This is a genomic window from Mesorhizobium sp. M7A.F.Ca.ET.027.02.1.1 (assembly GCF_004022985.1).
Classification (GTDB): domain Bacteria; phylum Pseudomonadota; class Alphaproteobacteria; order Rhizobiales; family Rhizobiaceae; genus Mesorhizobium.
Genome location: NZ_RZOL01000174.1, coordinates 1 through 12413, shown reverse-complemented (window position 1 = coordinate 12413; position 12413 = coordinate 1). Strand labels below are relative to the sequence as shown.

At 63.0% G+C, this 12413-nt stretch carries 11 protein-coding genes; 6 read left to right on the top strand and 5 right to left on the bottom strand.

What is annotated here, in order from left to right:
* Positions 1-321: Lrp/AsnC family transcriptional regulator (locus tag EN749_RS19400; RefSeq protein ID WP_145990948.1), on the bottom strand; the 321-nt coding region annotated here is incomplete at its 3' end.
* A 124-nt stretch (positions 322-445) separates the two neighbouring features.
* On the opposite strand from EN749_RS19400, the gene EN749_RS19395 reads away from it, so the two are divergent.
* Both EN749_RS19395 and EN749_RS19390 read left to right on the top strand, forming a co-directional pair.
* Positions 446-1729, top strand: a complete 1284-nt coding sequence (locus tag EN749_RS19395; protein WP_128363738.1) for a cystathionine gamma-synthase family protein — start codon at positions 446-448, stop codon at positions 1727-1729.
* Positions 1730-1867: 138 nt separating this feature from the next.
* Positions 1868-2311 carry a CHRD domain-containing protein gene (locus EN749_RS19390; protein ID WP_128363737.1) on the top strand — a complete coding sequence of 148 codons (444 nt, stop codon included), beginning with the start codon at positions 1868-1870 and terminating at the stop codon, positions 2309-2311.
* 54 nt (positions 2312-2365) lie between these two features.
* On the opposite strand, the gene EN749_RS19385 is transcribed toward EN749_RS19390, so the two are convergent.
* From EN749_RS19385 to EN749_RS19375, 3 genes are all read right to left on the bottom strand, one after another.
* The gene (locus EN749_RS19385; RefSeq protein ID WP_127398277.1) at positions 2366-4015 is read right to left on the bottom strand and encodes a thiamine pyrophosphate-binding protein; all 1650 of its coding nucleotides are present in this window, start codon (positions 4013-4015) and stop codon (positions 2366-2368) included.
* Positions 4012-5187: a CaiB/BaiF CoA-transferase family protein gene (locus EN749_RS19380; protein ID WP_127272545.1), complete on the bottom strand. Its 1176-nt coding sequence runs from the start codon at positions 5185-5187 to the stop codon at positions 4012-4014. The genes EN749_RS19385 and EN749_RS19380 overlap by 4 nt, the downstream gene beginning before the upstream one ends.
* A gap of 99 nt (positions 5188-5286) precedes the next feature.
* On the bottom strand, positions 5287-6219 hold the full coding sequence (locus EN749_RS19375) for an alpha/beta hydrolase (protein WP_128363736.1): 933 nt from the start codon (positions 6217-6219) through the stop codon (positions 5287-5289).
* Positions 6220-6400: 181 nt separating this feature from the next.
* Between EN749_RS19375 and EN749_RS19370 the strand changes: the two genes are divergently transcribed.
* Both EN749_RS19370 and EN749_RS19365 read left to right on the top strand, forming a co-directional pair.
* Positions 6401-7408, top strand: coding sequence for a ribonuclease (locus EN749_RS19370; protein ID WP_127399001.1), 1008 nt, complete (start codon positions 6401-6403; stop codon positions 7406-7408).
* An 89-nt stretch (positions 7409-7497) separates the two neighbouring features.
* On the top strand, positions 7498-8100 hold the full coding sequence (locus tag EN749_RS19365) for a hypothetical protein (protein WP_128363735.1): 603 nt from the start codon (positions 7498-7500) through the stop codon (positions 8098-8100).
* A gap of 4 nt (positions 8101-8104) precedes the next feature.
* Here the strand turns inward: EN749_RS19365 and EN749_RS19360 are convergent, their stop codons facing one another.
* Entirely contained in the window at positions 8105-9391 is a 1287-nt protein-coding gene (locus EN749_RS19360) for a GGDEF domain-containing protein (RefSeq protein WP_128363739.1), read from the bottom strand.
* A 274-nt stretch (positions 9392-9665) separates the two neighbouring features.
* On the opposite strand from EN749_RS19360, the gene ettA reads away from it, so the two are divergent.
* Positions 9666-11315 (top strand): energy-dependent translational throttle protein EttA, encoded by a 1650-nt coding sequence (gene ettA / locus EN749_RS19355; protein WP_027034974.1) that lies wholly within the window; start codon positions 9666-9668, stop codon positions 11313-11315.
* Positions 11316-11357: 42 nt separating this feature from the next.
* Positions 11358-12125 carry a trans-aconitate 2-methyltransferase gene (gene tam / locus EN749_RS19350; protein WP_127398949.1) on the top strand — a complete coding sequence of 256 codons (768 nt, stop codon included), beginning with the start codon at positions 11358-11360 and terminating at the stop codon, positions 12123-12125.
* Positions 12126-12413 lie beyond the last annotated feature (288 nt).

Here is a 12413-nt window from a genome sequence, read left to right as displayed (position 1 = left end):
ATCCGCGGCTGGGACGAGGTGGCATTCCAGCACCTCGTCCCAGCCGCGGATCGCGTCCTCGAACATGACGATCTCGTCCTCGTTCTGGCGGCTGAGCCGGATGGTGGCGATGGCGACCATGCTCCAGCCGAAGGCTGAGGGATCGACCAGGGTGGTGTAGCCTCTGATGACGCCGGTCTCCTCCAACCGCCGCACCCGTCTCAGGCAGGGCGACGGCGACAGGCCGATCCGCTCGGCAAGCTCATTGTTGGTGATGCGGGCGTCGGCCTGCAGTTCGCGCAGGATCCTGCGGTCGAAATCATCGGCTATCTTCTGCTGCACTTTCCGTCTCCCGGGCAATTTGTTGCGGGAATGCAGCCATGAGAGCCCAAAAATAGCAAGGATTGGCGGAACGGGATCGCATAAATTGCCGTTCACTATGTCACTCGAACAGGCAGGAAAACTCATGACCGCGCCACGTCCGTCGAAAACCCATATCGGCAACCACAAGCTCCACCCGGAGACGCTGATGCTGAGCTATGGCTTCGATCCGCAACTTTCGGAGGGTGCGGTCAAGCCGCCGGTGTTCCTGACCTCGACCTTCGTGTTCAAGTCGGCGGAAGAAGGACGCGACTTCTTCGACTACACCTCCGGCCGCAAGGAGCCGCCGAGCGGCACGGCGTCGGGCCTGGTCTATTCGCGCTTCAACCATCCCAACAGCGAGATCGTCGAGGACCGGCTGGCGATCTATGAGGGGGCGGATGCCTGCATCCTGTTTTCATCCGGCATGTCGGCGATCGCCACCACGCTGCTCGCCTATATCAGGCCGGGCGACGTCATCCTTCATTCGCAGCCGCTTTACGGCGGCACCGAGACGCTGTTGACGCGCACGCTCTCCGGTTTCGGTATCGGTGCTGTCGGTTTCGCGGACGGCGTCGACGAGACGGCGGTGCGCACGGCCTCCGACGCCGCCGTCGCGAAGGGCCGCGTGTCGGTCATCCTGATCGAAACGCCGTCAAACCCGACCAACAGCCTGGTCGATATCGCGCTGATGCGGAAGATCGCCGACGAGATCGGCGCGAGCCAAGGGTCGACGCCGATCGTCGTGTGCGACAACACGCTGCTCGGCCCGGTGTTCCAGCGGCCCATCGAACATGGCGCCGATGTCTCTGTTTATTCGCTGACCAAATATGTCGGCGGCCATTCCGACCTGATCGCGGGCGCCGCCATGGGTAGCAAGGCGGTCACCAAGCCGATCAAGGCGCTGCGCGGCGCGATCGGCACGCAGCTCGACCCGCATTCCTGCTGGATGCTTGGCCGCTCGCTGGAGACGCTGTCGATCCGCATGGAGCGGGCCAACGACAATGCGCGCCTGATCGCCGAATTCCTGCGCGACCATGCCAAGGTCGAGAAGGTGCATTACCTGCCGTTCCTGGGCGAGGAAACGCCGGCTGGCCGCACCTACAGGGCGCAATGCACTGGTGCCGGCTCGACCTTCTCCTTCGATATCAAGGGCGGAGAGAAGGCGGCTTTCGCCTTTCTCAACAACCTGCAGATCTTCAAGCTGGCGGTGAGCCTGGGCGGAACGGAATCCTTGGCCAGCCACCCCGCGGCCATGACCCATTCGGGCATACCCTTCGAGGTGCGCGAACGCATCGGCGTGCTGGAGACCACGGTCAGGCTGTCGATCGGCGTGGAGCACCCGGATGATCTGATCGCCGACCTGACCCAGGCGCTGGCAGCCGTCTGACGCCGCCGGTATCGCGCGGTCCATTAGTCTGCACGTAAGTGTTACTCGCGCGCAGCCATTCGCTCTTATAAGCCTTGTGCCGATACATCCGCGCGCCGGGGAGCCGTGGCTGGATGTCATCAGCAAACGGAGATTCTCATGCGTATCCAATCCTTGGCGCCGATGCTTTCGGCACTGGCCATCTCGGTGTCCTTCCTTACGGCAGCGCCGGCCCTGGCCGAGACGGTGAAGCTGAAAGCGACGCTCGACGGCGCCCAGCAGAACCCGCCGGTGACCACAAAAGGCAAGGGCACCGCAGCTCTTATCTTCGACACGGCCACGAAGAAACTCAGCTGGAACGTCAAATATTCCGGCCTCAGCGGGCCGGCGACCGCCGGGCATATTCACGGCCCAGCCGCGATGGGTGAAAACGCCGGGGTGGCGATCCCGTTCAAGGGCAAGCTCAAGAGCCCGATCAAAGGGTCGGCCGTGCTGACCGACGCGCAGGCCGCCGACCTGATGGCCGGCAAGGACTATGTCAACGTGCACACGGCAGCCAACAAGGACGGCGAAATCCGCGGACAGATCGAGACCGCCAAGTAGCGCAAGCCGCATGACAAAAAGGGGCGGGCGACCGCCTCTTTTTTTTTGTTTGGACTACGCCTTGTCGCGTATCTGCGTCATCGTCTTGGTCGGCGTGATCGCTTCGGGGTCGAGGCGGATTTCCACGATCGCCGGCTTGCCGCTGGCGCGGGCACGTTCGAAGGCGGGAGCGAAATCGGCGGTCTTGTCGACCGTTTCGCCATGGCCGCCATAGGCGCGGGCGAGAGCCGCGAAGTCGGGGTTCTTGAGATCGGTGGCGACGACGCGGCCGGGATATTCGCGCTCCTGATGCATGCGGATGGTGCCGTAGATGCCGTTGTTGACGACGACCACAATGATAGGCAGGTCATACTGCACGGCGGTGGCGAATTCCTGCCCGTTCATCAGGAAACAGCCGTCGCCGGCGAAGGCGACCACGGTGCGCTCCGGGAACAGCTCCTTGGCGGCGACGGCCGCAGGCGTGCCATAGCCCATCGAGCCTGACGTCGGCGCACCTTGAGTGGCGAAGCGGCGGAAGCGGTGGAAACGATGCACCCAGGTGGCGTAATTGCCGGCGCCGTTGGTGAGGATGGCGTCGTCGGGCAACATCTTTTCGAGGTAGTTCATGATCGGGCCCATCTGGACCGAGCCGGGGCCGCCTTCCGGTGGCGTCGACCAGTCCAGATAGGCGGCATGCAGCTTTGGCGTCTCGGCTGCCCAAGTCGGCTCCGAGGCCGGTTTGCGCCTGGCGAAAGCGTCGATGAAGGCAGAAGGCGAGGCGTTGATCGCCAGTGTCGGCCGGTAGACGCGGCCGAGTTCGCCGGCGTCGGCATGGACATGCACCAGCGTCTGGTCGGGATAGGGGCTTTTCAGCAGCGTGTAGTCGGACGAGGGCATTTCGCCCATGCGGCCGCCGATCAGCAGCACGAGATCGGCCTGCTTGATCGCTGTGGCCAGCTTCGGGTTGATGCCGATGCCGACATCGCCGGCATAGTTCGGATGCAGATGATCGAACAGCATCTGGCGGCGGAAGGAGCAGCCGACCGGCAGCGACCAGGCCTCGGCGATCGTGCGCATTTGTGCAACCGCCTCGGCGTCCCAGCGCGTGCCGCCGAGGATGACGAACGGCCGCTTGGCCTTAGCCAGCAGCTTTTCCAGCGCATCGAGCTCCGCTTCGCCCGGCCGTGTCTCAACCGGCGTGTGCGGCAAGGCGATGGGCGCTTCGACGACACTCGTCAGCATGTCTTCGGGCAGCGAGATCACCACCGGGCCGGGACGGCCCGATGTCGCCACCGCGAAGGCGCGGGTGACGAATTCGGGGATGCGCGAGGCGTCGTCGATCTCGACCACCCATTTGGCGATGTCGCCAAAAAACCTCTTGTAGTCCACCTCCTGGAACGCTTCGCGCTCCTTGGCGTGGCTGGCGACCTGGCCGATGAACAGGATGACGGGTATCGAATCCTGCATGGCGATGTGGATGCCGGCCGAGGCGTTGGTGGCGCCGGGGCCGCGGGTGACGAAGCAGATGCCGGGCTTGCCGGTCAGGCGGCCGTGGCAATCGGCCATCATCGCGGCACCGCCTTCCTGGCGGCAGACGATGGTGCGGATCGCAGAGTCGTGCAGCGCGTCGAGCACCGCCAGATAGGATTCACCGGGCACGCAATAGATGCGGTCGGTGCCGTTGGCTTCAAGCGCGTCTACGATGAGTTGTCCGCCGGTCTTCATTGTCCAGACTTCTCCAGTTCGGCAAGGATTTCTTGCGTGTGCTCGCCCAGGCGCGGCGAGGGGCGCTCATAGACCAGCGGCGTGCCGGACATCACCATCGGCGCACGCACCGAAGGCAGAAGATTGCCATGGCCGTCGTCGAGATCGAGCCGCATGCCGCGCGCGATGGTCTGCGGGTCGGCGAACATCTGGCCGATCGTGTTGATCGGGCTCGCCGGCACGCCGGCCGCTTCCAGCTTGGCCAGCAGCGGATCGCGGTCAAAAATCTTCAGCGCCTCGATCATGCGCTCGCGCAGCTTGACCCGGTTGGCGACTCGGGCGGGATTGGTGGCGAAGTCGGGATTGGCAGGCAGGTCGTCCAGTCCGACAGCGGCGCAGAATTTGGCGAACTGGCCGTCATTGCCGACCGCCAGGATAATGTGCCCGTCCCTGACCGGCACCACCTCGTAAGGGGCGATGTTCATGTGTGCGTTGCCCATCTGCACCGGCGATTGGCCGGAGACGAGATAGTTCAAATTCTGGTTGCCGAGGGCCGAGATCTGGGTGTCGAAAAGCGCCATGTCGACGTGCTGGCCTTCGCCGGTCTGCTCGGCATGGCGCAATGCTGCCTGGATGGCGATGACCGAATAAAGGCCGGTGAAGATGTCGGAGATGGCGACGCCCGCCTTTTGCGGCTCGCGGCCGACCTCGCCGGTGATCGACATCATGCCGGCCATGGCCTGGATGATGAAGTCGTAGCCGGCGCGCGGCGCATAGGGTCCGTCCTGGCCGAAGCCGGTGATCGAGCAATAGACGAGGCGCGGGTTGATCTGGCGCAGGCTGTCATAGTCGAGGCCGTATTTCTTCAGGCCGCCGAGCTTGAAGTTCTCGATCAGCACGTCCGAGGTGGCGACCAGCCGGCGCACGGTCTCGGCGCCTTCCGGTGTCGAGAAATCGATGGCGATGGAGCGCTTGCCGCGATTGCAGGAATGATAATAGGCGGCCGACAGGTTCTCGCCGTCCTTGCCCATGACGAAGGGTGGCCCCCATTTGCGGGTGTCGTCGCCGCCATCGGGGCTTTCGACCTTGATGACATCGGCGCCGAGATCGGCAAGCAACTGCCCGGCCCATGGCCCGGCAAGGATGCGGGCGAGTTCGACGACGCGGACGCCTTTCAGCGGGGGCTCAGCCATGAATCACCGTGATTGCCGCAATCACCGTGATTGCTGCGAAACCAGAGCCTCTATCAAGCCCTGCAACGGCTGTCACGGCTCTTGCAATGGGCCAATCCGTCACGCTTTGAGGACTTCGTCGGCCCAAATGGCGAAATCATCCATGATGATGTCGCGATTCACCTCGTTCAGGCTTTCGTGGCGGGTGTCGGCGTAAACCTTTGAAACCAGATTCGAAAAGCCCATGGCGCGCATGCGGCTGGCAAGATGCGTGATCCCTTTGCCATAATCCGAGGCGGGATCCTTTTCGCCACCGACGATGCTGACGGGCAGGTCGCGTCGGATACCGGCAAAGCCGGCATCCTTGCCGCCGTTCAGCGCCATGCCGACGACGTCGCGCCACATCGATACCGAGGCATCCCAGCCGCAGAGCGGATCGGCAATGTATTTCGCCACTTCCGCCTCATCTCGCGACAGCCAGTCGAACAATGTGCGGTGATTGGGCACCGCTTTGCCCCAGGCCTGGAAGGTGAGCTTCGGCAACAGACGCGATGGCACGTCGGAGCCGAGCCGCATTCTCTCCCAGGCAAGGACGCCCAGCGCCACCTGCCCGAGCAGGCCTTGGGAGAAATTGCCGTTCCAGATCGCGGCGGCATGGACGCGTGGCGAATGACTTAAAAGGAAATTCAACGCCACGGATGCGCCCATCGAATGACCAAACAGGATGACCGGTCTGTTTGGCTGTTCGCTGGCGATGAGGTCATGGATGGCGCCGACGTCGGCGATCACCTTGGCCGGGCCGTCCCTGTCGGCGAACCTGCCGAGCGGCGTGTTGGGCGCCTTGGTCGCGCCATGGCCGCGATGATCGTGGACATAGACGTGGAAGCCGCGGGAGCCAAGAAAATCGGCAAAGCGGGCATAGCGCGCCGCGTGCTCGGCCAATCCATGATTGATCTGGACGACGGCGCGTGCCCGGCCGTCGGCCTGCCTGACGAAAAGATTGAGATCGGCACCGGTCGGCGAGGCAACCACGCGCTGCTGGCTGAATGACATGCCGCCTGGTCCCGCCCTTGCATTATCGTCGTTGGCTTTGTTTGCGCCGGCCCGCATTATGCGTCAATCCGGCAACCCCGCTTTTCGCGACGATGTTTCTTGCGTTTGACCGGCAAAATATCGCAATTCTGACATGGAGACAGCCTCAATCTGTCGCCCACTTGTCCAGCGGGGATTTTCCATGCGCATTGCTGTCGTTTTCGGATTGGCCATGCTGGCCGCGTCGCTGGCCGGTGCCGCGCGTGCCGATGTCAAGATGAGCGGTAGCTTCGTCGCCGACGCTGCCTGTCCGGCAACGCAAGCCATCAAGAACGGCAAGAACCCCGGCAATGTCTCGACCGATGCCGGGAAGAGCTACCAGCTGCTTGCCGGCAACAAGGATGCGCCGACGCACTACCTTATCCTGGTTCCCGGCGCCGATCCGGAGCGCCGCTGGGTGAAGGTCAGTTGCGGCCACGTTTCCGGCAGCAGCGCGGCGACCGTGCCGGCCGCACCTGACGACCAAGGCAAGCCGGCGGCGTCGGGAAAACCCGAATACGTCTTCGCGCTGAGCTGGCAGCCGGCGTTTTGCGAGACAAAGTCGAACAAGACGGAATGCAAGGCGCAGAACGCCGGTGATTTCGACGCGACGCATTTCACCTTGCATGGATTGTGGCCGCAGCCGAACGGCAATTTCTATTGCCAGGCGACGGCGAGCGACAAGGCCAACGACAATCCGGCCCACTGGAAAGACCTGCCGCCGGTCAATCTGGACGCCAACACCCGCACGGAGCTCGATCAGGTGATGCCTGGAACGGCCTCCCACCTCGAGCGGCATGAATGGATCAAGCACGGCACCTGCTACGGCAAGAGCCAGCAGGATTATTTCTCCGATGCGCTCAATTTAATGCGTGCGGTGAACAGCTCGCCGGTGCGCGATCTCTTTGCCAAGAACATCGGTGGAAAGCTGACGGCGGACCAGATCCGCGGCGCTTTCGACAGCGCCTTTGGGGCGGGGGCAGGCGACCGGGTGCGCGTGTCCTGTGTCATCGATCCGTCGAGCGGCAGGCGGCTGATCGGCGAACTGACGCTCGGTCTCGCCGGTCAGATCGGCCCGAACAGCTCGCTCAAGGATCTGCTGCTGGCTTCGGTGCCGACCAACAAAGCCGGTTGCCCGACAGGCAATGTCGACGCGATCGGCTTCCAGTAACTCTCAACAGAGGTACCGGACTGTCGCCCTGCCGTGCCCTGGTGTTATGCTGCGAGCGCATCATTCTGGCGGGGGCGGCAATGGATGGCATGACGAGCAGCGCGCTGGCGCGGCTGGCTTTCTGGGCCAAGGGCATGGTCTCGATAAACGATGCCCGCATGGAATGGCCGGGCTTTTCGTATACCGACGCCGAGTGGGCACGCATGCGAACGCTCTCCGAACCGATCGGCGTCCGCACGTACCAGCTGTTCACGATCGTCAATGCGGTGATCTTCATCATTATCGCGGCGATCGGCATTTTCGGCGCCTTCCTGCCGCTGGCGACGTTGCTGTTTCCGGTGCCGGCTGACACCAGCGCGTTGAAATTCTCCTCGCTGCTGGCCGCTTGCGCTTTCTTGATCATCGGGCTCGGCCTGCCGATCTCGATGCGCGTTTCGGCCATGCTGGTGGGCGGCAAGACAATGCGAGCAACACTTGTTTCCGCGCCCGGCGACGAGGCGTTGGCGTCGAAAGTCTCGTGGCAGATCAACCGCATCATGATGATCCTATGCGGCCTGCTGGTGCCGGGCATCCTGCTGTTCATTGCGTACGATATTGAGGCCGGGCCGATTATCACGGCGCTGAAATGGCTGGCGATCGCGCTGATGGCGGTTTCAACCGTGACGGGCATTCGACGGCAGAGGAAGTCGTAACGAACTAAATCCGCGCGGACTTTGTCCATGCAGCGGCCGTGTCGGCTTCGTGGCCGCCCGGCTCGCCGACGACGCGGTCGCGGCCGGTCGACTTCGCCTTGTAGAGACGCTGGTCGGCAAGCGCGAACAGGTCGGCTAGGCAGCGCGTGGTTTCGCTGACGCTGGAAACGCCGGCGCTGACGGTGAGCTCGAAGCGGCTGGTGGCGGCCGAGCCCTTGACCGCGTGGCGAATGCTTTCGCCGAACAGCCTGGCGACCGAGTGCGGACGAGAACTGAGGATGGCGAATTCCTCGCCGCCGATGCGGAACACCTGGTCCTCAGCGCTTGCCGCCTCGCCAAGCAGGGCAGCGACCGCCTTCAACACCTTGTCGCCTTCGGCATGGCCGAAACGGTCGTTGATCGACTTGAAATGGTCGACATCGATGATCAGCAGGCTGAGCGGCCTGGCGGTGCGCAGGCTGACCTGGACGGCGGCTTCACCGTCGGCGTCGAAGCGCCCGCGGTGCAGCAGGCCGGTCAGCCCGTCACGGCCGACATGTTCGACCAGCGCCTCGTAGCGTTCGCGATAGGTCAGCGTATCGAAGATATCGGTCAATCCGCGCGGCGCAGTGACCTGGCGCTCCTCAAACCATTTGAGATAGGCAACGAGCATGGTGCTGAAGGTCACCGCCGCCGCCATCTTGGCGAACCAGCCGCCGAAAAAGACGGCTATCGGCGCGCCGGCAACGAAATGCAGGGCGGTGAAAAAACCGGCCTGGTCGAAGGTCAGCACGCAAGCGACCGAAATCAGGATGCGCGCGAACGGCGCCTTGCGAAGATACCGACCAAGCTTTTCGTAGAGCAGGATGATCAGGATGGCATCGACGAACAGCAGCGTCGTGCCCCACACCATCAGCCAACCCATCTGGTCGATGAAGCCGATGTCTGGAAGCCTGCCGTCGGGAAGTGCCGCGATGACGTGCAGGCGCAGCAGCAGCACCAGCCCGATCATCAGCGCATTGCCGAGCAGCAGGCCGTAGATCGGCTGACGCACGGTTGCAGCGTCCTCCTTCATATAGAGCAGCAAAAGCATGACCAGCTTGCCGGAAAACAGCACCGCCGAGCCAGGCGAGACCATGCCGAACGGCAGAGCGACGTAAAAGACGCTGGCGAGATAGGTCTCGAGGAAGTGCATGACACCGAGCGCGCAGACGAATACGCCGAGGCCGATGCGCCTCCGGAAGCGGAAAAGCGTTACCATGACGCTGAAGTAGACGACCGCTTCGGCAAGGAGCAGGAAACTGTTCAGCAATGCCGTCGACCCGATCTCTTTCTCGAAATCGCGGATAGCGAGCGATTCCACTCCGATCCTGTTTTGACGCCGAAGAGTTAACCGGAGATTTCAGCACGCTTCGTGCTGGTGGAAAACTTCGGCGATTGGCGGACACTTCCGCGTGTGACCGGGCAGATATGGCAAAAGCGATTGCCGTTCGCCGCCGCATCGCCTACATAGCGGCCAACCTCCACTCAATTCGACAGATCCAGTCAGTTTTCTGGGCCAGTCAGTTTTTTCAGGGAAAGCGCGCGTGGCACGCCAGTTCATCTATCACATGGCCGGCCTCAACAAGGCCTATGGCACCAAGAAGGTGCTCGAGAATGTCCATCTCTCCTTTTATCCCGACGCCAAGATCGGCATCCTCGGCCCCAACGGTTCGGGCAAGTCGACGATCCTCAAGATCATGGCCGGGCTCGACAAGGAGTGGAACGGCGAAGCCTGGCTGGCCGAAGGCGCCACTGTCGGCTACCTGGCGCAGGAGCCGGCGCTCGATCCGGACAAGACCGTGTTCGAAAATATCATGGAAGGCGTCGCCGCCAAGACCGCCGTCATCGAACGCTATAACGAATTGATGATGAACTACTCCGACGAGACGGCCGACGAGTCGGCCAAGCTCCAGGACGAAATGGACCGGCTCAACCTTTGGGATCTCGAACAGCAGGTCGAGATGGCGATGGAAGCGCTGGGCTGCCCGCCCAAGGATTCGGAGGTCACCAAGCTTTCGGGCGGCGAACGCCGCCGCGTCGCACTTTGCCAGCTTCTGCTGCGCCAGCCCGACCTTCTGCTGCTCGACGAACCGACCAACCATCTCGACGCCGAGACCACGGCGTGGCTGGAAAAGCATCTGCGTGCCTATCCGGGCGCCGTGATGATCATCACCCACGACCGCTACTTCCTCGACAATGTCACCGGCTGGATCCTCGAACTCGATCGCGGCCGCGGCATTCCCTATGAGGGCAACTACACCAAATACCTCGAAGCCAAGGCCAAGCGCCTCAAGCAGGAAGGCCGCGAGGACGATGCCCGCCAGCGCGCCATCGGCCGCGAGCGCGAATGGATCCAGTCGAGCCCGAAGGCTCGCCAGACCAAGTCCAAGGCGCGTATCCAGGCGTTCCAGGATCTTTTGGATGCAGCCGACAAGCGGCGTCCGAGCGATACGCAGATCGTCATTCCGCATGGCGAGCGGCTCGGCAATGTGGTGATCGAGGCGGAAGGCCTGTCGAAGGGCTTTGGCGACACGCTGCTCATCGACGGCCTGGAATTCAAGCTGCCGCCCGGCGGCATCGTCGGCGTCATCGGCCCGAACGGCGCCGGCAAGACGACGCTGTTTCGCATGATCACCGGCCAGGAAAAGCCGGATGCGGGCTCGGTCCGCGTCGGCGAAACGGTCAAGCTCGGCTATGTCGACCAGAGCCGCGATGCGCTCGATCCGTCAAAGACGGTGTGGGAAGAGATTTCCGGCGGCGCCGAAGTGGTCAAGCTCGGCAAGTTCGAGGCCAACACGCGCGCCTATTGCGCGTCGTTCAACTTCCGTGGCGGCGACCAGCAGCAGAAGGTCGGCAATCTGTCCGGCGGCCAGCGCAACCGCGTGCATCTGGCCAAGATGTTGAAGACCGGCGGCAATGTGCTGCTGCTCGACGAACCGACCAACGATCTCGACACCGAAACGCTGGCGGCACTCGAAGACGCGCTGGAAAACTTCGGCGGCTGCGCCGTCATCATCTCGCACGATCGTATGTTCCTTGATCGCCTGGCGACGCACATCCTCGCCTTCGAGGGCGACAGCCATGTCGAATGGTTCGAAGGCAATTTCGAGGATTACGAGCAGGACAAGATCCGTCGCCTCGGGCCTGATGCCGTCAACCCGCACCGCATGACCTACAAGAGGCTGACGCGGTAAGGGGTTTTAGGGCGGCGATCTCAACCAGCATGAGGAGCTCAAATGGCTGATTGGTCCGCCGCCCAATATCTGAAATTCGAAGACGAGCGCACGCGGCCCGCGCGGGATTTGGTCGCGCAGGTGCCGGTGGACTTCCCGCGCCGGGTCGTCGACATCGGCTGCGGGCCTGGCAACTCGACCGAACTGCTTGTCGAGCGCTGGCCGGATGCCCAGGTGAGCGGCTTCGACACTTCGCCCGACATGATCGAGAAGGCGAGGGCGCGCCTGCCCGAGGTCACCTTTGATCTCGCCGATGCCTCCGAATGGCAGCCGGCGGAGCCGGTCGACGTGATCTTCGCCAATGCTGTGTTCCAATGGCTGCCTACCCATCCGGCGGTGTTCCAGCGGCTGATGGGCTTCCTCGCCCCAGGCGGTGCGCTTGCCGTCCAGATGCCCGACAATCTGGGCGAGGACTCCCACCGCCTGATGCGGGAGACCGCCGCCGAAATGCCATTTGCCGAAAAGCTCAAGGGCGCGGCACGCGGGCCGTTGCCGCCGGTGTCGTTCTACTATGACCTGCTGTCGCCGCTCAGCGACCGGCTTGATATCTGGCACACCATCTACAACCATCCGCTTGCCGACGCGCAGGCGATCGTCGAATGGGTGAAATCGACGGGCCTGAAGCCGTTCCTCGATCCGCTGGATGCCGAGGAGAGGGCGATGTTCCTCGAATGTTACACGGCCAAGATCGCCAAGGCCTATCCAAAGACGGCTGATGGCAAGGTGCTCTTGCCCTTTCCGCGCATTTTCATTGTCGCAAAACGAGCTTGATTATCCATGTCGCGCGGCGCCTTAGGGCCGCTTGGCTTTGGCTGTGGCCATGTCGAGGGATCGGCTTCAGTCGGCCCAGATCTTTGGTTTAAGCCGGCGTAAACCGCCTCGGTGAGAAAACTGTTGCGCCGGAGCGTTCCGGCGCCCACATGAAGCCGCAGCGCCTGCGGATGGGACGGACTGGACATGCATCGCGTCATCATCAGCGGCATCGGCGTTGAAATCCCCGAACCCACAATCACCAATGAAGAACTGGTCGCCAGCTTCAATGCCTGGGTCGACCTGGAA

Excerpts from the sequence above, each read along its gene's own strand:
- EN749_RS19395 (WP_128363738.1), top strand. The coding sequence starts at position 446 with ATGACCGCGCCACGTCCGTCGAAAACCCATATCGGCAACCACAAGCTC.
- EN749_RS19390 (WP_128363737.1), top strand. The coding sequence starts at position 1,868 with ATGCGTATCCAATCCTTGGCGCCGATGCTTTCGGCACTGGCCATCTCG.
- EN749_RS19385 (WP_127398277.1), bottom strand. The coding sequence starts at position 4,015 with ATGAAGACCGGCGGACAACTCATCGTAGACGCGCTTGAAGCCAACGGC.
- EN749_RS19380 (WP_127272545.1), bottom strand. The coding sequence starts at position 5,187 with ATGGCTGAGCCCCCGCTGAAAGGCGTCCGCGTCGTCGAACTCGCCCGC.
- EN749_RS19375 (WP_128363736.1), bottom strand. The coding sequence starts at position 6,219 with ATGTCATTCAGCCAGCAGCGCGTGGTTGCCTCGCCGACCGGTGCCGAT.
- EN749_RS19370 (WP_127399001.1), top strand. The coding sequence starts at position 6,401 with ATGCGCATTGCTGTCGTTTTCGGATTGGCCATGCTGGCCGCGTCGCTG.
- EN749_RS19365 (WP_128363735.1), top strand. The coding sequence starts at position 7,498 with ATGACGAGCAGCGCGCTGGCGCGGCTGGCTTTCTGGGCCAAGGGCATG.
- tam (WP_127398949.1), top strand. The coding sequence starts at position 11,358 with ATGGCTGATTGGTCCGCCGCCCAATATCTGAAATTCGAAGACGAGCGC.